This is a genomic window from Phenylobacterium sp. (assembly GCF_016124325.1).
Lineage (GTDB): Bacteria > Pseudomonadota > Alphaproteobacteria > Caulobacterales > Caulobacteraceae > Phenylobacterium.
On the sequence record NZ_WGNY01000017.1, the window covers coordinates 154646 to 172213 of the forward strand.

Below are 17568 nucleotides of genomic sequence, written 5' to 3' on the forward strand. Positions count from 1 at the left end.
TTCAGGCGTCCTCAGGCTCGAGGGCGCGCGCGCCAGAGAGGCCCAACGACTTCAGCTTCCGGTGCAGCGCCGAGCGCTCCATCCCGATGAAGGCGGCCGTGCGCGAGATGTTGCCCGAGAACCGCAGCATCTGGGCGTTGAGGTATTCCCGCTCGAACACCTCGCGCGCTTCGCGCAGCGGCAGGGCGATGATCCGCTCGGCGCCCATCGACGTGGTCTGGTCGTTCACCGAAGCCTCGGGCGGCAGCATGTCGGCGGTGATGGGCTCGCTGGGCGCGCCCGACGCGAGGATGAGCATGCGTTCCACATTGTTGCGCAACTGGCGCAGATTGCCGGGCCAGGCGCGGACCTGGAGCATGGCCAGCGCGTCGTCCGAGAGCCGTCGGCGTGGCATGCCCGAGGCCTCGCAGATGCGGGCGATGAAGTCCTCCACCAGCTCCGGGATGTCCTCGCGCCGCTCGGAAAGGCCCGGCACGTTGACGGGCACCACGTTGAGACGGTGGAACAGGTCTTCGCGGAAGCGGCCCGCCGAGATCTCCTCGCGCAGGTCCTTGGATGTGGACGACATCACCCGGACGTCCACCTGCACGTCGGCGTCGCCGCCGACGCGCCGGAAGCGCTGCTCGACCAGAACGCGCAGGATGCGCCCCTGGGTCTCGCGGGGCATGTCCACCACTTCGTCCAGGTAGAGCGTCCCGTTGTGGGCCCGTTCGAAGACGCCGATCTTGGCCGGGCGTCCGCCCGCGGCTTCCTCTCCGAAAAGCTCCACGTCCATGCGCTCAGGGGTCATGCCGGCGGCGCTGATCGGCACGAATTCGTTGCGGGCGCGCAGGCTGGCGTTGTGGATCAGGCGCGCCACAGTCTCCTTGCCCGAGCCCGGAGGCCCCGAAATCAGCACGCGGCTGTTGGCGCCGGCCAGCTTGGAGATCATTCCGCGAAGCTGCTGAGCGGCCGCCGACTTGCCAAGCAGGCCTTCGGGCGTGATCGCCTGGGCGCGCAGCCGGCGGTTTTCACGCCGCAGGTTCGCCGCCTCCAGCGCGCGTTCGACCACCAGCACCAGACGATCGGACTTGAACGGCTTCTCGAGAAATTCGTAGGCGCCGCGCTTGATCGAGCTGACGGCGGTCTCGATGTTGCCGTGGCCCGAGATCATGATCACCGGGAGGTCGGCGTCGAGCGCCTTGACCATGTCGAGCAGCTCCAGCCCGTCCATGCCGCCGCCCGACATCCAGATATCGAGGATCAGCAGCGACGGCTTGCGCGCTCGGACCGCCGCGAGCGCGCTCTCGGAATCGTTCGCCGTGCGGACGTCGTAACCCTCGTCCGTGAGGATCCCGGCCACCAGATCGCGGATGTCGGCCTCGTCGTCGACCACCAGAACGTCAGACGCCATCAGTCATTCCTCACTATGCCGGGACGGTCCCGGCCGGGTCAGCCGCGCGGACGGGATGGGCCAGGGGCAGCCGCAGGACCACCCGGGCGCCCTGCCCGCCTCGCGCGTCGGTCATTTCGAGTTCGCCGCCATGGTCCTCGAGGATGCGCTTCACGATCGCCAGGCCCAGGCCCGTGCCCTTCTCGCGGGTCGTGACGTAGGGCTCGGTGAGGCGGTCGCGGTCCTTCGCCGGCAGCCCGATTCCGTTGTCCTCGATCTCGAACAGGATCTCGCCGCCACGGGTGGTCAGGCGCGCCATGATCTTGCCCTTGAGCCGGGACGAGGTCGCCTTGCGGGCCTCGACGGCCTCGGCGGCGTTCTTCAGGACGTTGGTCAGGGCCTGGCCGATCATCCGGCCGTCGGCGTAGATCTCGAAATGGTCGGCGGGCGCCTTCAGCTCGACCGTCAGGTCCGGGCTCGCGACCCGCTGCGCGAAGACGGCCGCGCGCAGGAGTTCGCCGGCGTCCAGCCGCGCGAACTTGGGCGCCGGCATCCGCGCGAACGCTGAGAACTCGTCAACCATCCGGCCTATGTCGCCTACCTGACGTACGATGGTGTCGGTGCAGCGGTCGAAGGTCTCTATCTCGGCGGGCGCGATGTCCTTGCGGTACTTCTTGCGGAGCCGCTCGGCCGAAAGCTGGATCGGTGTGAGCGGGTTCTTGATCTCGTGGGCGATGCGGCGCGCCACGTCGCGCCACGCGGCGTTGCGCTGGGCCGCCACCAGCCGGGTCACATCGTCGAAGGTCAGGACCATGCCGCCCTCGCTGTGGTTGACCCGCACGCGGAGGCGGCGCGTCGCCGAACCGCGGACCACGTCGATCTCCTGCTCGGCCTCGCGATCGCCCGACACCAGGTCGGCGAATTCGGGCGCAAGGTCGGCGAGCGGCCGGCCGCGCCCCCGGTCGGCGTCGTCCAGGTCGAGCAGAGCGGCGGCCTGCCGGTTGACGACGGAAACCCTGCCGTCCGGATCCACCCCGATGACGCCGGCGCTCACCTCGGCCAGCACCGTCTCGATGAAACGGCGGCGCTCCTCGGCCTCCTCCCCGGCCCGCCGCAGGGCTTCCTGCTGGGCCTGCAGGTCGTGGGTCATGCTGTTGAAGGCGCGCGACAGCACCGCGATCTCGTCGGGATCGGCGTCGGCGTCGACCCGGGCCGAAAGGTCGCCGCCGGCCACGCGCCCCGCCGCCTGGACGAGCCGCGCGATCGGAGCGGTGATGGCGTTGGCCGCCGCCAGCCCCAGCCACACCGCGCCCACCAGCACCAGGAGCGCGGTCTCGATGTAGCTGAGGGCGAAGATGGTCTGGATGCGGGCCCGGTTGCGCGCCACCTCACGGTACGAGACCAGCGACCCTTCCGCCTCGCGCAGGTGGGCCATGATGCCCTTCTGTAGCGGCCGCGCCACATAGAGGTAGGCGTCCGGCCAGCCCCTCAGGCGATAGATCGCCCACATGGTGTCGGTGAAGTTGGGCAGGTAGATCTCGTTGTCGGCCGCCGCGTAGGCCTGGGGTTGAGGCGCCACGAACGGCGGCGCGCCCTCGCTTTCGGCTCGGGCCAGGACGTGGCCCTTCGAATCCATCAGATAGGCGGCCGCGAAGGCATGGTAGGAAGCCAGCGCCCCCAGATATTCGTTGGCGCCCTCGGGCTTCTCGGCCAGCACGCCGGCCTCGCGGTTGAGGTCGGTGGCCATCAGGGTGACGTGGTCGCGGATGTAGGCGAGTTGGTCGTCCACGTACGAGCGGAACACGGTGGCGGAGTTCTCCACCACGGTCTGAACCCGCTCGCTGAACCAGCGTTCGACGCCCTGGCTGACCAGGACGCCGTAGAACAGGAACACCACGGCCGCGGGCGCCACGGCGGCGAGCGCGAACAGTCGGACGAAACGCACGTGCAGGCGCGCGCCCGCGTCGGCCGCTCGCGCGTCGAGCAGTTCGAGGATTCGCAAGGTGACCGAGGTGATCAGTCCCAGGATCAGGACGAGATTGAGTCCCAGGACCGTCAGGATCAGCTGGCTGGTCGGACCCAACGGCCCCTTGGCGGGGGGCGAGGCGGCAAGCAGGATCGCCAGCCCGGTCAGGCCCGCGGCCACCCCGTAACCCACTCCCAGGACCAGCCGGGAGCGCAGAGCGGCGCGGACCCGGGCCAGAATCGGATGTCCGAACGCAGGATGGGCCAACAAAGCCATTGGGCGCGGAGCCTAGGGGCCTGTGCTCCAAAATCAACAGTTATGTGGCCCGGCGGAGACGGAGACTCAGAACCCGCGCCGCAGTTCCAGACCGACCGTCCGCGGACGCTGTGGGGTCGTCTGCGATTCGGTCCGGAAGCTGAAGGGATTGCCGAAGGCCAGGGTGTCGCCGCGGCGATCCAGGGCGTTGTCGACGAAGAGCCGCGCGCGGGTTTCGCCCCAGCTCAAGGCGGCGGCGAGGCGCACCTCGCCGTAGCCGCCCATGGTGGGCGCCGTCGCTGCGTCGAACGCGAGCCGGGAGCGCCCGACGTGGGCGTAGCTGGCCGACAGGTCCAGGGTGCGCTCGTCGCCCAACGGCGCGGCGTAGGATCCGGTGAGCGACCAGGCCGTTTCCGGCACGCCGGGCAGGCTGACCTCCGGCGGCGCGGGCAGGCCGGTGTCGGCGCGGCGAAGCTCGGGCGCCTGGCGCACCCAGGCGGCGGCGAGGGAGAACGGTCCGCGGGTGTAGCTGATCTCCGCCTCGATCCCATCGCTGCGCCCGTCGCCGAGGTTGGCCGTGTACGGCAGGCCGGACGGCAGGACGAGATCGGCCTGGATATCGGTCCACTCGGCGACGAAGGCGGCGGCGCGGACGGCGATCCCCAACTCCGGCGAGCGCCAACGGCCGCCGGCTTCGTAGCTCCAGAGTTCGTCGCCGCCGTAGCGGCGCAGCGGCTGGGTCCCGCCGGCCTCGCCGAAGGCCTGGCCGGGCGGGCCCGCGGTGTTGAAGCCGGCGGTGCGATAGCCCTCCGCGGCCTGGGCGTAGAGGGTGAGGTCGGGCGCCGGGCGCCAGGCGATGAGCGCCTTGGGCGCGAAGCCCCGGTAGTGCGTGCGTCCGGTGAAGTCCCTCAGCGGCCCGGCCAGGGTGACGGCCGATCGGGTGCGCAGGCGCGAGTTGAACGCCCGTCCCCCGGCTGTCACGGTGACCTCCGGGGTCAGGTCGTAGGAGACCTCCCCAAATAGGGCGGCTTCGAACAGGCGGTCGCGGCGCGCCTCGGCGTAGGCCTGGGCGTCCTCCTCGGTCTCCAGACGGGCGTCCAGGCGCTGATCGCCTGCCGCGGCGAAGGCTCCGATCGTCCAGTGGAAACGGCCCGGCCCGACCGACACCGCGCGCGCCTCGCCGACGAGGCCGCGAATCTCGTTGCCATCGACATAGACGGTGGGGTGGGCGCCCGCAGGATAAAGCACCGCCGGCGCAGTGGCTGCGTCATAGGTCGCGCCCACGTTGTGATCCAGGCCGCCGAGACTGAAGGTGACGTGGCCCCACGCCGGGTTCCAGCGGGCCGCGAGCGATAGCGCCAGGAAGTCGTTGTCGTGCGGTTCGGGATTGCGCGTGGCGCGCGCGAATGGGCCGGCGTCAGCTGTCGCGTAGTGCGCGTCGCGGGTGGTGATCGACTGGTTGATCAGGGTCGCGTCGAGAATCAGGTCGTCGCGGGGTTGGAGCCGCGCCGCCAGGCGTGCGCCGGTGCGCCGCGACCGATTGATGGCCCGTTCGCCCGTGGCCAGGTTGTCGATGTAGCCGCCATCGGCGATGCGCCATGCGGCGAGGCGAAGGCCGCCCGCCCCATCCGCGATCGGCTGGTTGAAGACGCCTTCCGCTCGCGTCGAGGCCGAGCCCGACCGTGTGGTCGCGAGACCCACGGATAGCCAGCCGCTACGCGTCGTCGCGTCAGGCGAGTTCGGGATCACCTGGAGGATGCCGCCGATGGATCCCGCGCCGTAGAGCGAGCCTTGCGGCCCACGGAGCACCTCGACGCGGGCGATGTCGATCAATGGCAGGTCTGGATCGGGCGCGTTGTAAGTGAGCCGCAGATCGCCGAGGTAGAGCCCGACGGTCGACTGGGTGTGCCCGGTGAGCGGCCCGTCCGAGAGCCCCCGCAAGAGCACCTTGTCGCGGCCGGGGCCGAGATTGGTGACCGTGACGCCCGCAGCCAACAGCGACAGGTCCTGCACGTCGGCGACGCCATGGCGCTGGAGCGTGGAGCCCGAGACAGCGGTGAGGCCATAGGGCGACGCCGACAGCAGTGTCTCGGTCTTGTCGGCGGTCACCACCAGTTCGCCGACCTCGGCCGGCGGCCGAGGCGACGCGGGCTCGGCGGCTGTCGATGGCCGCGCCGCTGGGGTCGAGGGCGCGGCGCGCGCCCGCACCACGATGGTCCGCGCATCGGGGCGAAGCGCGAGGCAGGAGGAGCCGGCGAGCAGGCGCTGCAGCGCCGCGTCGACACTGAGCCGTCCGGTCACGCCCGCCTGGCCGGCGCAGCGGGCGTCGGGGGCGAACCCGAGCGACAAGCCGGCCTGGCGGGCGAGCGCGATGAGGGCCGCGGCGCGCGGCTGCTCGGGAATGGCGAACGCGACGGTCTCGGCCGCCCGCGCCGATGGCGGCGCAAGGGCGCCGACCGCGGCCGCCAGTCCGGCCAGACGCCGGATATGCTGCATGACCCCTCGTGCGACTCGGAACGCCTAGCGACGTAGGCTCAGTCGCACACTATCGGGTTGGCGCTCGGCCTGCACCGGCAGGAAGGCCGAAAGGCTGTCGAGCATCGTGTTCTCGTCGCCAAGGTTCAGGACGGCGGTGACCGGAAGGTCCTGGGCCTCGGGGGCGACGACAATGGGGGTGTGGACATAGCGGCTGAGCGTACGTGCGACGTGGGCCAGGGTCTCGCCCTTGAACACGAGCTGCCCCTGGGTCCAGGCCATGGTCGCGTCGGGATCGGCCCGGTGAACCGTGTCGCCCGCCTTCCCCTCGCGATGAAGCAGGGCCTGGCCCTTGACCAGGCGCGCGATGGGCGCAGCGTCCGGCTTGCGCGCGGGACGCACCTCGACCACGCCCCGTCGGACCGTGACGCGAACCTCGCCCTGATGACGCAGGACATCGAACTCGGTGCCCACGACACGGATCTGGCGGTCGCCCGCCTGGATCACGAATGGCCGACCCGGATCCTTGGCCACGTCGAACACCGCCTCGGCGTCGGCCATGAACACCTGGCGCTCCTTGCCGCCGAGCCGCACGGCGAGCCGCGACCCGCCGTTCAGCGTCACCTTGGAGCCGTCGGCGAGTTGCACCACGCGCCGTTCACCGAAGGCGGTTTCGTAGGTCTGCAACGCTGGCGTGCGGGATTGGAGGACGAGGCCCGCCCCGACGGCGACGGCGAGCGACGCGGCCGCCGCGCCCATCCAGACGGCGCGTCGGGACGGCCGGGGCCGCAGTGTGGCCACGTTCGTGGCCGCTGATGGCGGCGCCTCGTCCAGCGCGAGCCAGATGGCCTCGACCGCCTCATAGGCGCGCAGATGATGGGGCGACTCCGCCAGCCAGACCTCGAAAGCCAGCCAGTCGCCGTCCTCGGCCGTGTCGGACGACAGGCGCGCATACCAGGCCGCAGCGCGGTCGCGCAGCGGTCCCGGAATCGGCTTGTCGTTCATGTCGCTCATGATCTGGCGCAAATCTCCTGGCACTTAGACGACGCCGCACCGGCGATACCGCAATTCATCGTTCGACCTCGTCCATCAGGACCCGCAGAGCCGACATGATGTACTTCTCCACGGCGCTGCGTGAGACGCCCAGGCGTTGGGCCACCTCGCTGTGGGTCAGGCCGTCGAATTTGTGCAGCCGGAAGGCTGCGGCGACCTTGGGTGGCAATCTGTCGAGCGCGGCGACAAGCCGGGCGAGGCGCTGGCGGCTGGCGACCGCCTCGTCGGCCGGCGGCTCGTGCGCGACAGGCTCGGGCCCCTCGCCCGCCGCCTGTCGGCTCCAGGCATGGTCCCGCGCGGCCTGGCGGCGCTGGGCCTTGGCCCGGTCGAGCATCAGATTGACGCCCATCTTGTAGAGGAACGCTTCCGGGCTCCGCAGGTCCCCGGGCGTCTCCATCCCGCTGATCTTCACATAGAGGTCCTGAACCACGTCCTCGGCGACGGCGGCCGAGCCGGTTCGCAGGGTGAAGAAGCGCACAAGGTCCTCGCGCTTGCGCATATAGGCGTCGATCAGCGACGGCGGATCGGCCATGGCGGCGCGGCGACTCCCTTCCTTGGACGCGCGACTGTTCCGGCATTCGGGGTCCGCGCGCAATGACGAGCATCCCATAAGGCGCCGCCGACAATTTGTTGAGGATGTCGCCGCCGCGCGTCGTCGCAGCAAACGGGGGCCGATATCGGAGGCCGAGTTTGAGTGATCCGTCGCCGCTGGCCAGCGCGCCTGCGCCCGTCATCCATCCCTTTCCCGGGCCTTCGCCTCGGACGATCGTCGCCCGCGCCGATCACCCGTCGAGAGCGCGCTTCGAGGCCTTCATCGAGGCGCAGTTCGAAGCGGCCTATGGCGCGACCCTGCCTGGACACTTCCCACTGATCGCGGGCCTCGGCGTCCGCAACGGGCCGGTGCTGGCGGCCGCGGGCCTGCGCTTCGGCGAGACGGGCCCCTTGTTCCTCGAACAATATCTGGACGAGCCGGCCGAGCAGGCCATCGCCGCCGCCTTCGGCCGCCCTGTGGCGCGCGACAGCCTGGTCGAGATCGGCTCACTGGCGTCGGCCGGGCCGGCCGGATCGCTCCAGCTCTTCACCGCGCTCGCGGCGTGGCTCTCCGGGGTCTGCGGCCGGCGTTTCGCGGTCGCGACCGTGCGACCCGAATTGGCGCGGCTGCTCGGCAGGGCGGGCTTCGGCCTGCGCCGCCTGGGCGAGGCCGACCCGGGCCGCCTGGGCGAAGCCGCAGCAGCCTGGGGCAGCTACTATGAGCGCCGCCCGCAGGTCTATGCGGCCGAGGTGGGTGTCTCCGCCGCCCTGCCCCTGTTGCGCGAACGGCTGGCGAGCCGCAGCCTCGAGCGGCAGGTGCGCCGGCTGCGGGCGAACGCGTCATGAGCCGGGTGCTGGACGCGCTCGCCCGCCGGGCTTCGGAGACACCGGACACGCCGATCCTCACCGGTCGCGGCGTCAACCTCACCTGCGCCGACCTTGCCGCGGCCGTCGATCAGGCGCGTGACGAACTCGCCGCCCTGCTCGAAGGCCTGCCGGCCGGAGCGCCGGTCGCCGTCACCCTCGACAACGGCCCGGCGTGGGTGGTCGTCGACCTGGCCCTCATCGCCCTGGGCCGCCCCAGCATCCCCTTGCCGCCGTTCTTCTCGCCGGAGCAACGGCGGCACGCGCTCACCGATGCAGGCGCATGCCTCGTGGTGAGCGGGCCCGCCGCGACAGTTGCCCCCGCATTTGTCGTGGCGGGTTTCCCGCTTTCGGCCGAACGCCTGGACGCGCGGCCCACGCCGCTTCACCCCGGCACGGCCAAGATCACCTACACGTCGGGTTCGACCGGCGCGCCCAAGGGCGTGTGCCTGTCGCAGGCCCAGATGGAGGACGTGGCCTGCTCGCTGATCGAGGTGATCGGGGCCGAGTTCGCGGGCAAGCACCTGCCTGTGCTGCCGCTGGGCGTCCTGCTGGAGAACGTGGCCGGGCTCTACACCACTCTGATCGCCGGCGGCTGCTATCACGCGCTCGGACTCGAAGACCTGGGGTTCTCCGCCGGTCTTCGGCCGGACCTTCGCCGCCTCGTCGACGCCATCGAGGCCGAAGGCGCCACCAGCCTCATCCTCGTGCCCGAGCTGCTGCGGGCCTTGACGCTGGCGCTTGCGCTGGGCGGCCGGCGTCTGCCGGCGCTGCGGCTCGTGGCCGTCGGCGGCGCCAAGGTGTCGCCCGACCTGATCGCCATGGCCCGGGCCGTGGGCCTGCCGGCCTATGAAGGCTATGGCCTGAGCGAATGCGCCTCGGTCGTGGCGCTCAACACGCCCGCCGCCGACCGCCCCGGATCGGTGGGCCGGGTGCTGCCGCACCTGAAGGTCGCCCTGTCCGCAGATGGCGAGGTGGTGGTCGGGCCGCAGCCGTTCCTGGGCTATGTGGGCGGGCCGCCGCAGAGCGGCGCGGTCTGGACCGGCGATCTGGCCGAGATGGACGCCGACGGATGGCTGCGGATCCACGGCCGCAAGTCGAACCTGCTGATCACCGCCTACGGCCGCAACATTGCACCCGAGTGGGTGGAGAGCGAGCTGTTGGCCCAGCCCGAGATCGCCCACGCCGCCGTGTTCGGCGAAGGGGCGCCGGAGCTTTGCGCCGTGCTGGCGCCCATCCGGGCCGACCTGCCGGCCGAGGCCATCGAGACGGCGGTCGCCCGCGCCAACGCCAAGCTGCCCGCCTACGCCCAGGTGGCGCGGTGGACCGTGCGGCCGCCCTTCGACCTCGCCCGCGGCGAACTCACCGGCAACGGCCGCCCCCGCCGCGACGTGCTCCGCGAAACCCACCAGGCCTTCATCGAGCTTCAGACCTGAGGTGAATTCCATGTCCTTCTTCGAACGACTCGAACGCGAGACCGCGGTCGAGCGCGGGGCCCTCTATGCCGTCCCGCAGATTCTCGCGGGCCTCTCCGGCGAGATCACGCGCGAGGCCTACGTCGCCTACCTGGGCGAGGCCTACCATCACGTCAGCCACACCGTGCCCCTGCTGAAGGCGGCCCGTGACCGGATGGACGCCGCGCACGAGCGGTTCCGCGCCGCGCTCGACGAGTACGTCGAGGAGGAGACCGGGCACGAGAAGTGGATCCTGAACGACATCCGCAACGCCGGCGGCGACGCCGACGCGGTGCGCGACGGGCCGCCGGGCGCCGCGACCGAGCTGATGGTGGCCTTCGCCTACGACTACGTCGCACGGGTCAACCCGATGGGCCTCTTCGGCATGATCTATGTGCTGGAGGGCACGAGCATCGCCCTGGCCAGCCACGGTGCGGCGGCGGTGGCGCGCGGACTGGGGCTGGGCCCGGAGTGCTTCTCCTACCTCACGTCCCACGGCGCGCTCGATCAGGATCACATGAAGTTCTTCGCTGGACTCATGGAAACTGTTGATGATCCCCTCGATCAGGACGCGATCGTGCACGTCGCCAAGCGCGTGTTCGGCCTGTTCGCCGACGTGTTCCGCAGCATCCCGCTCGAAGCGAGGCTGGCTCATGCGGTTTGATGGCCAACGCATCGCCGTCACGGGCGGCGCGGGCGAGATCGGCGGGCTGATCGTCAGCCGCATGATCGCCGAAGGCGGCGACGTGGTGGTCTTCGACCGCCAGGCCCCGCGGACCTCCAACGCGGAATACGCGCCGTGCGATCTTTCCACGTCCGAGGGGCTGGAGGCCGCCGCGGCGCGCCTCGGCGACCAGCCTTGGGATGTCCTGGTGAACCTAGCGGGGGTTCAGTACTTCGGCCCGGCCGAGGGCGAGCCGCCCGAGCAACTCGCCCGCACCCTGGCGATCAACCTGCACGCGCCGATCCGGCTGGCCCAGGCGGTGCTGCCGCGCATGAAGGCCGCCCGGCGCGGTCAGATCGTCAACGTCGGCTCGATCTTCGGCTCGATCAACTTCGCCCACTTCGCCAGCTACTCCAGCTCCAAGGCGGGCCTGCGGGCCTTCAGCCAGGCGCTGCGGCGCGAACTGGCCGGTAGCGGCGTGGACGTCACCTACGTCGCCCCGCGCGCGGTGAAGACCGGCTTCAACTCCGCCAAGGTGCTGGAATTCGCCGCCCTGACGAAGATGGCCATGGATGATCCCGTCTGGGTCGCCGACCGGATCGTCGAGGCCATCGCCGCCCGGCGTCGGGACGTCTACCTCGGCTTCCCCGAAGCCTTCTTCGTCCGCCTCAACGCCATCGCGCCCTGGCTCGTCGACCGCGCCCTCGCGTCCAACGATCGGCGCGTCGCGCAGCTCTTCATCTGAAACCCGAAAGGACAGACCCGATGCGCACCCCCCTGCTCGCGCTCGCCGCCCTGGCCGCCAGCGCCAGCCTCGCCGCCGCCCAGCCGGCCCCGCCCGAAAGCCAGGTTCAGGCGCTCGCCCGCACCTGGGATCATGTGAACTACGAGCTCCAAGGCCAGGCCAAGGCGGCCCAGGCCGCGGCCCTGGCCGCCCAGGCCGATGCGTTGGCCCGGCAGTATCCCGGCCGCGCCGAGCCGCTCGTCTGGAAGGCCATCGCGCTCTCCACGGAAGCCGGCGCGAAGGGCGGCCTGGGCGCCCTGTCGCTGGCCAAACAGGCCAAGGCCACGTTGGAGCAAGCCGAGAAGATCAACCCCAACGCGCTCGGCGACGGCTCGGTCTACACGAGCCTGGGCTCGCTCTACTATCAGGTGCCGGGGTTCCCGGTCGGCTTCGGAGACAAGGATAAGGCCCGGACCTATCTGCGAAAGGCGCTTGCCGCCAATCCGAACGGTCTGGACCCGAACTACTTCTACGGCGATTTCCTGTACCATCAGGGCCAGTACGCCGAGGCCGAGAAGGCTCTGCAGAAGGCTCTCGCCGCTCCGGCGCGGCCCGGGCGGGAAGTGTCGGATCGCGGCCGCCGGGCCGAGGTGACGAGCCTGCTGGCCGAAGTGCGCGCTAAGGGCGGATGAGCGGAATGATGACGAAGACGAGGACATGACCCGCCCGAACGATCCTGCCGCCCTGAGCAAGGTGCCGGACGTCACCCTGATGTTCTGGGTGATCAAGTGCCTGGCGACGACCCTCGGGGAGACCGGAGGCGACGCGCTGTCGATGCAGTTCGCCCTCGGCTACGGCGCTTCGAGCCTCGTCTTCCTCGCCGCCTTCGGCGCGGCGCTGGCCCTGCAGGTCCGGGCGCGGCGGTTCCACCCGGCGCTGTACTGGCTGGTGGTCGTCACCACGACGACGGTCGGCACGACCGTCTCGGACTTCTTCGACCGCAGCCTGGGCCTGGGCTACGTCGCCTCGTCGGCCATCCTCTTCGTCGCGGTGCTGGCCGTGCTCGCGATCTGGGCCCGAACCACGGGCCGCATCGCCGCCGACCACATCGCCTCGGGCCCGAACGAGGTGTTCTATTGGCTGACCATCCTGGTCTCGAACACCCTCGGCACGGCGCTCGGGGACTTCACCGCCGACACCGCCGGACTGGGCTTCGAGGGCGGCGCCATGGTCTTCGCGGGCCTGATCGCGACGGTCGCTCTCGCCTGGCGCTTCACCGCGATCCCGAAGCCGCTCCTCTTCTGGGCCGCCTATGTGCTCACGCGGCCTCTGGGCGCGACCCTGGGCGACCTGCTCACCAAGCCCGTTGCGCACGGCGGGCTGGCTCTCGGACAGCTCGAATCCTCGTTGGCGATCGCCGGGGCCATGGTCGCCGGCGTGTGGCTCACCCACCTCGCCGAACGGCGCAACGCCAGGTCCGACGCCGCCTAGCCGAAAAGTCGCCCGACCGCTTGAGGGGCTGGCCCAGCCGCGTCGTCAACCGGACATGCGGATCGGCTTCCTCTTCAACCACGACCAGGTCCATCAGGTGGCGCACAGCCTGCCCATCGCCCTGGCCCTGGCGCGCGCCGACGTGGACGCCGAGGTGGTCGTCGCCACCACCAACCCCCGGCTGAGCGCTGAGGTGATCCGGCTGGGCCAGGGTCTGATCGGCCCGAAGATCCCACTCGTGGAACTGGGCCTCCGGCGCCGGACGAGCCGGCTCGCCAAAGCGACCCTCGAAGGCGTTTTGCCGGCCGCCAAGCTGCTGATCTACGGCGACAACCTGGACTTCTTCCGCAGCCTCGACGTGCTGGTCGTAGCCGAGAAGACGTCGCTGATCCTCAAGACGCGCCACGGCCTGAAGGACCTGAAGATCGTCCACACGCGGCACGGCGCCGGAGACCGGGCGATCGGCTTCGACCCCGCAAGCGCGCGGTTCGACCACGTGCTGGTCTCGGGGCCCAAGGTGCGCGACCGCCTGATCCATGAGGCCGGGGTCGATCCGGCGACCATCTCCATGGTGGGCTACCCCAAGTTCGACATGGCGGACGGCGGGCGGCTCCACCCGCTGATCGACGACGGCCGGCCCGTCGCGCTCTACAATCCGCACGTCTCGCCCCACCTGTCGTCGTGGTACGCCATGGGCCGCCAGGTGCTGGACTGGTTCGTCGAGCACGACGACCACCACCTGATCTTCGCCCCGCACGTGATGCTGTTCGAGCGGCCGTTCGTGCTGACCATCGACAAGTTGCGGATCGACCGGCCGGGCCACATCGACGAGCGCTACCTGCGCGCGCCCAACATCCATATCGACCTGGGCAGCCGGGCTTCGACGACCATGGCCTATACGAACCGGGCCGACATCTACCTCGGGGACGCCAGCAGCCAGGTCTACGAGTTCCTGCTGCGCCCCCGGCCCTGCGTCTTCCTGAATCCGCACGGCCTGCCCTGGCAAGGAGATCCGAACTTCAAGCACTGGACGGCCGGGCCGGTGATCGAGCAAATTGGCGAACTCGAGGCCGCGCTGCTGACCGCCCGGTGCGCGCACGGTTCGACCTGGCGGCCGGTGCAGCAGGCGCTATTCGACGAGAGCTTCGACCTGATCGAGGAGCCGTCGTCGATCCGCGCGGCGCGCGCCGTGGCCAAGTTCGCGGGCCTCGCCGCGCCGTCGCTGGAGCCCGCCCGGGAGCCGAGGGATACGCCCGTGGCCGCCCTCGCCTAGCGCGCCATGCGGATCGCCTATGTGATCAATTCGGTCGAAGGCGGCGGCGCAGCCCTGCCCGTGCCGGCCGTCGCGCGCGTGCTGCGCAGCCACGGAGCCGAGGTTTCGGTGCTGGCGCTGACCCGCCGCGACGGGCGCGCGCTGGACGCCATGCGGGCCGCCGATCTGCCCGTGCGCGTGAGGCCCGGCGGCGAAAAGGACCACCTGGCGGCGTTCACATGGCTCAACCGCGAGATCGCGGACCTCCAGCCGGACCTCATCTGGACATCCCTCACCCGGGCCACGCTGCTGGGCCAGCTGGTGGGCAAGCGCCAGGGCATACCCGTCGTGAGCTGGCAGCACGCCGCCTATCTGAAGCCCGCGAACAAGGTGCTGCTGAAGGCGACGCAGCGCCTGTCGAGCCTTTGGATCGGCGACTCCCACAGCGTGACCGCGCTCACTGCCGAACGCCTGGCCGTTCCCCCCGAACGCCTGGCCGCCTGGCCCCTGTTCGCCGCCGACCCCGCAGCGCCCCAGGCGACGCCCTGGCGTCCAGGCGAACCCGTGAGGCTCGGCGCGCTTGGCCGCCTGCATCCCGTGAAGGGCTACGACGTCCTGATCGAGGCGCTGGCCCGGCTCCGCAGCCTGGGGGTGGGCGCCGCGGCGCCCTTCGAGGTCCGCATCGCCGGCGACGGCGCCGAACGGGCGCGGTTGGAGGCCGCGGCCGCGGCGGCAGGCCTCGACAACCTCCGGTTCACCGGCTTCGAAGCGCGGCCCAAGGACTTCCTCGCCGGGCTGCACCTCTATCTGCAGCCGTCCCGCTCGGAAGGACTCTGCATCGCCGCCCACGAGGCCATGCAGGCCGGCCTGCCCACCTTGGTCTCGGCGGTGGGCGAGTTGCCCCATAGCGTCCGGGACGGCGAGACCGGCCTGGTGGTCCCGCCTGGCGACGCTGCGGCGCTGGCGCAGGCGTTGTGCTGGATGCTGTCGCATCCCGAGCGACTGGCGAGCATGGGCGCGGCCGCGCGGACGCGGCTGCTCGAACGCTTCGGTCCGGAGGCCTTCGCCGCCGCCGGCGCGGCCGTCGTTTCGCGTCTGCCGGTCAGGCCTTCCAGCGGCCCAGCCGGCGCCCCAGATCGATCCCCAGCCCCCCGAGCGAGCGGTCTTTCCGCTTAACATCGATCAAGGTGAGCTGACCGCAGGCCGAAAGGGTGTGGAGCCCGTCCTGCCAACGCCCAGCGGAAACCGGCGCCCGGATCGGAGCGCCGGCGTCGGCCTCGAAGCTGTCGGGCGTCAGGGTGCGGATCGCCAGGAAACGGATCGCCCCTCCGTAGGTCTCGCTGCAGTCCTGCACGGGAAGCCCGAGCACGCCGCCCACCACGAGGGGCGTGCCGCCCGGGCGGCTGCTCGACCGATCGATCCGCACGGGATTGCCCGGGTGCGGCGTCCACGGTCCGGCGAGGGTCTCCGCGAAGGCCAGGTGCAGGCGGCCCTGCTTGGCGGACTGAGGGCCGTCCGGCGAGTAGGCCAGCCACCAGAGCCCCTGGTGCCGGAACGGCGTGGGGTCGATCGCCGGCGTATCGAGCTCGAGCCGGCTCGCCGCCTCCCAGCGATCCGGGAACTCGACGCAGCGATAGAAGGTGAAGGCGCCGGACCGGTGCGCCTCGGGCGCCATCCAGACCTCGCCGTCGGCCTCGAAGACATAGGGATAGGAGAGATGCCAGGGCTCGGCGAGCACGGTGCGGCGGTCGAGCTGGCGAAGCTCGGGATCGAATTCCAGGACGTCGATGACGCCATGGCGGGTGCGGTAGTCGTAGGCCTCGGCGAACACATACATGCGCTCGTCGCGCGGCAGGCCGAACGGGTCGGCGAGGAAGGTGAAAGGCGGGCCTTCAGGGACCCACGTCACCTGCGCGGCCTCCAGGCCGCCAGCGGCCAGGCGGGCCGCCGGGGCGTGGACGATCCCAATCCGCCAGATGTCAGGTCGCCACGGCACAGCCCTGCGGATAGCGGCGGCTCAGAGTCGGGGCAACGGTGTTCAGCGCCGGCCCCTCGCCATCTCCACACCCAGGTCGTGGATCTTCTTTCGAAGGGTGTTGCGGTTGAGGCCGAGGATCTCGGCGGCCCGCACCTGGTTGCCCCGCGTGGCCGCGAGCGTGAGCTGGATCAGAGGACGCTCCACTTCCTCCAGCACGCGATCGTACAGCCCGGCCGGGGGGATGCCGTCTGGCTGCTCGGCGAAATAGCCGGCCAGCTTCTGCTCCACGAGCTGGGCCAGGGTGGCCGGGCCTTCCTGTCCCTGCACCGTCGGCTGGTGTTCGGCCAGCTCCTTCTCGACGATGCGGGCGGTGATCAGGTCTTCGCCGTAGAGCGCGCAGATGCGACGGACGAGGTTCTCCAGCTCGCGAACGTTCCCCGGCCAGGGGTGGCGTTTCAGCCGGTCAAGCGCGCCGGCGTCGATGGTCTTGGCCGGCAGGCCCTCGCGGTTGGCGCGCAGGAGGAACGCACGGGCGAGGTCGGGAATGTCCTCGGCGCGGTCGCGCAGCGGCGGAATCCGCAGCGGCGCCACGTTCAGGCGGAAGAACAGGTCCTCGCGGAACAGCCCCTGCTGGATCAGCGCGCGAAGGTCGCGGTTGGTGGCGGCGATGACCCGCACGTTGGGCCGCCGCCCCGTCTTGGGGTTCAGGGCCGGCTCGGAACCGTCGATGACGCGCAGCAGGCGCGTCTGAGCGTCGAGCGGCATGTCGCCGATCTCGTCGAGGAACAGCGTGCCGCCATCGGCCTCGATGAGCTTGCCGGGATCGCCGTCCTCCTTGCCGAACAGCTCGGCCTCGACCCGCTCGCGCGGGGTGGCGGCGAGATTGATCACCACGAACTTGCCGTCGCGCCGGCGACCCATGTCGTGCAGCGCCCGGGCGACCAACTCCTTGCCGGTTCCGGATTCGCCGGTGATCAGCACCGTCAGGTCGGCGCCGACGAGGCGCGCCACGGTGCGGTAGACCTCCTGCATGGGGCCGGAGCGGCCGATCAGCGGGAGCCGGTCGTCGCGAACCGCCCGGGCCTGGGCCTTGGCGGCCTCGGAGTCCGCCGGGCGAGAGAGCGCGCGCCGCGCCGCCGAGGTCATGTCGTCGAGGTCGAAGGGCTTGGGCACGTACTCGAACGCGCCCACCTCCGCCGCGTTGACCGCAGTGATGAGGTTGTTCTGCGCGCTCATCACGATCACGGGCAGCTTGGGGCGCTGCTTGCGGATGCGCGGCAGGACGTCGAACACGTTCTCGTCGGGCATGACGACGTCGGTGACGACAAGGTCGCCCTCCCCGTCGGCGACCCACTTCAGCAGGGTCGTGGCGTTGCCCGTCGCGCGCACCTGATAGCCCAGGCGCGTGAAAGCCTGACTGAGCACCAGACGGATGGAAGAGTCATCGTCGGCGATGAGGATCTTCTTGGAGGCCGCATTCATGCAGTGA

General features: G+C 70.8%; 15 protein-coding genes. 8 read left to right on the forward strand and 7 right to left on the reverse strand.

The genetic code is table 11. From position 1 onward, the window contains the following. Nucleotide 1: 1 nt before the first annotated feature. From GC203_RS10115 to GC203_RS10135, 5 genes are all read right to left on the reverse strand, one after another. Nucleotides 2-1393 carry a sigma-54 dependent transcriptional regulator gene (locus GC203_RS10115; protein WP_293453857.1) on the reverse strand — a complete coding sequence of 464 codons (1392 nt, stop codon included), beginning with the start codon at nucleotides 1391-1393 and terminating at the stop codon, nucleotides 2-4. 13 nt (nucleotides 1394-1406) lie between these two features. Continuing rightward, the gene (locus GC203_RS10120) at nucleotides 1407-3614 is read right to left on the reverse strand and encodes a PAS domain-containing sensor histidine kinase (RefSeq protein WP_293453859.1); all 2208 of its coding nucleotides are present in this window, start codon (nucleotides 3612-3614) and stop codon (nucleotides 1407-1409) included. 66 nt (nucleotides 3615-3680) lie between these two features. After that, nucleotides 3681-6089, reverse strand: a complete 2409-nt coding sequence (locus GC203_RS10125; RefSeq protein WP_293453861.1) for a TonB-dependent receptor — start codon at nucleotides 6087-6089, stop codon at nucleotides 3681-3683. A 24-nt stretch (nucleotides 6090-6113) separates the two neighbouring features. Beyond that, entirely contained in the window at nucleotides 6114-7082 is a 969-nt protein-coding gene (locus tag GC203_RS10130; protein ID WP_293453863.1) for a FecR domain-containing protein, read from the reverse strand. 55 nt (nucleotides 7083-7137) lie between these two features. Beyond that, nucleotides 7138-7653 carry an RNA polymerase sigma factor gene (locus GC203_RS10135; RefSeq protein ID WP_293453865.1) on the reverse strand — a complete coding sequence of 172 codons (516 nt, stop codon included), beginning with the start codon at nucleotides 7651-7653 and terminating at the stop codon, nucleotides 7138-7140. Nucleotides 7654-7811: 158 nt separating this feature from the next. Here GC203_RS10135 and GC203_RS10140 point away from each other — a divergent pair, with 158 nt between their 5' ends. From GC203_RS10140 to GC203_RS10175, 8 genes are read left to right on the forward strand one after another with little or no spacing between them, the layout of a single operon-like run. Continuing rightward, nucleotides 7812-8498, forward strand: coding sequence for a thermostable hemolysin (locus GC203_RS10140; RefSeq protein ID WP_293453867.1), 687 nt, complete (start codon nucleotides 7812-7814; stop codon nucleotides 8496-8498). Then, nucleotides 8495-9952, forward strand: a complete 1458-nt coding sequence (locus GC203_RS10145) for an AMP-binding protein (RefSeq protein ID WP_293453868.1) — start codon at nucleotides 8495-8497, stop codon at nucleotides 9950-9952. The genes GC203_RS10140 and GC203_RS10145 overlap by 4 nt, the downstream gene beginning before the upstream one ends. 10 nt (nucleotides 9953-9962) lie before the next feature. Further along, nucleotides 9963-10634 carry an iron-containing redox enzyme family protein gene (locus GC203_RS10150; RefSeq protein WP_293453869.1) on the forward strand — a complete coding sequence of 224 codons (672 nt, stop codon included), beginning with the start codon at nucleotides 9963-9965 and terminating at the stop codon, nucleotides 10632-10634. Then, nucleotides 10624-11379: an SDR family NAD(P)-dependent oxidoreductase gene (locus GC203_RS10155; RefSeq protein WP_293453871.1), complete on the forward strand. Its 756-nt coding sequence runs from the start codon at nucleotides 10624-10626 to the stop codon at nucleotides 11377-11379. The genes GC203_RS10150 and GC203_RS10155 overlap by 11 nt, the downstream gene beginning before the upstream one ends. Nucleotides 11380-11399: 20 nt before the next feature. Further along, the gene (locus tag GC203_RS10160; protein WP_293453873.1) at nucleotides 11400-12050 is read left to right on the forward strand and encodes a tetratricopeptide repeat protein; all 651 of its coding nucleotides are present in this window, start codon (nucleotides 11400-11402) and stop codon (nucleotides 12048-12050) included. Nucleotides 12051-12075: 25 nt separating this feature from the next. Beyond that, nucleotides 12076-12849: a hypothetical protein gene (locus tag GC203_RS10165; protein ID WP_293453875.1), complete on the forward strand. Its 774-nt coding sequence runs from the start codon at nucleotides 12076-12078 to the stop codon at nucleotides 12847-12849. A 55-nt stretch (nucleotides 12850-12904) separates the two neighbouring features. Continuing rightward, nucleotides 12905-14122 (forward strand): hypothetical protein, encoded by a 1218-nt coding sequence (locus GC203_RS10170; RefSeq protein WP_293453877.1) that lies wholly within the window; start codon nucleotides 12905-12907, stop codon nucleotides 14120-14122. A gap of 6 nt (nucleotides 14123-14128) precedes the next feature. Next, the gene (locus GC203_RS10175) at nucleotides 14129-15277 is read left to right on the forward strand and encodes a glycosyltransferase family 4 protein (RefSeq protein WP_293453879.1); all 1149 of its coding nucleotides are present in this window, start codon (nucleotides 14129-14131) and stop codon (nucleotides 15275-15277) included. Here GC203_RS10175 and GC203_RS10180 read toward each other — a convergent pair. Next, entirely contained in the window at nucleotides 15204-16097 is an 894-nt protein-coding gene (locus GC203_RS10180; protein WP_293453881.1) for a hypothetical protein, read from the reverse strand. The genes GC203_RS10175 and GC203_RS10180 overlap by 74 nt on opposite strands. A 42-nt stretch (nucleotides 16098-16139) precedes the next feature. After that, nucleotides 16140-17561: a nitrogen regulation protein NR(I) gene (gene ntrC / locus GC203_RS10185; protein WP_293453882.1), complete on the reverse strand. Its 1422-nt coding sequence runs from the start codon at nucleotides 17559-17561 to the stop codon at nucleotides 16140-16142. Nucleotides 17562-17568 lie beyond the last annotated feature (7 nt).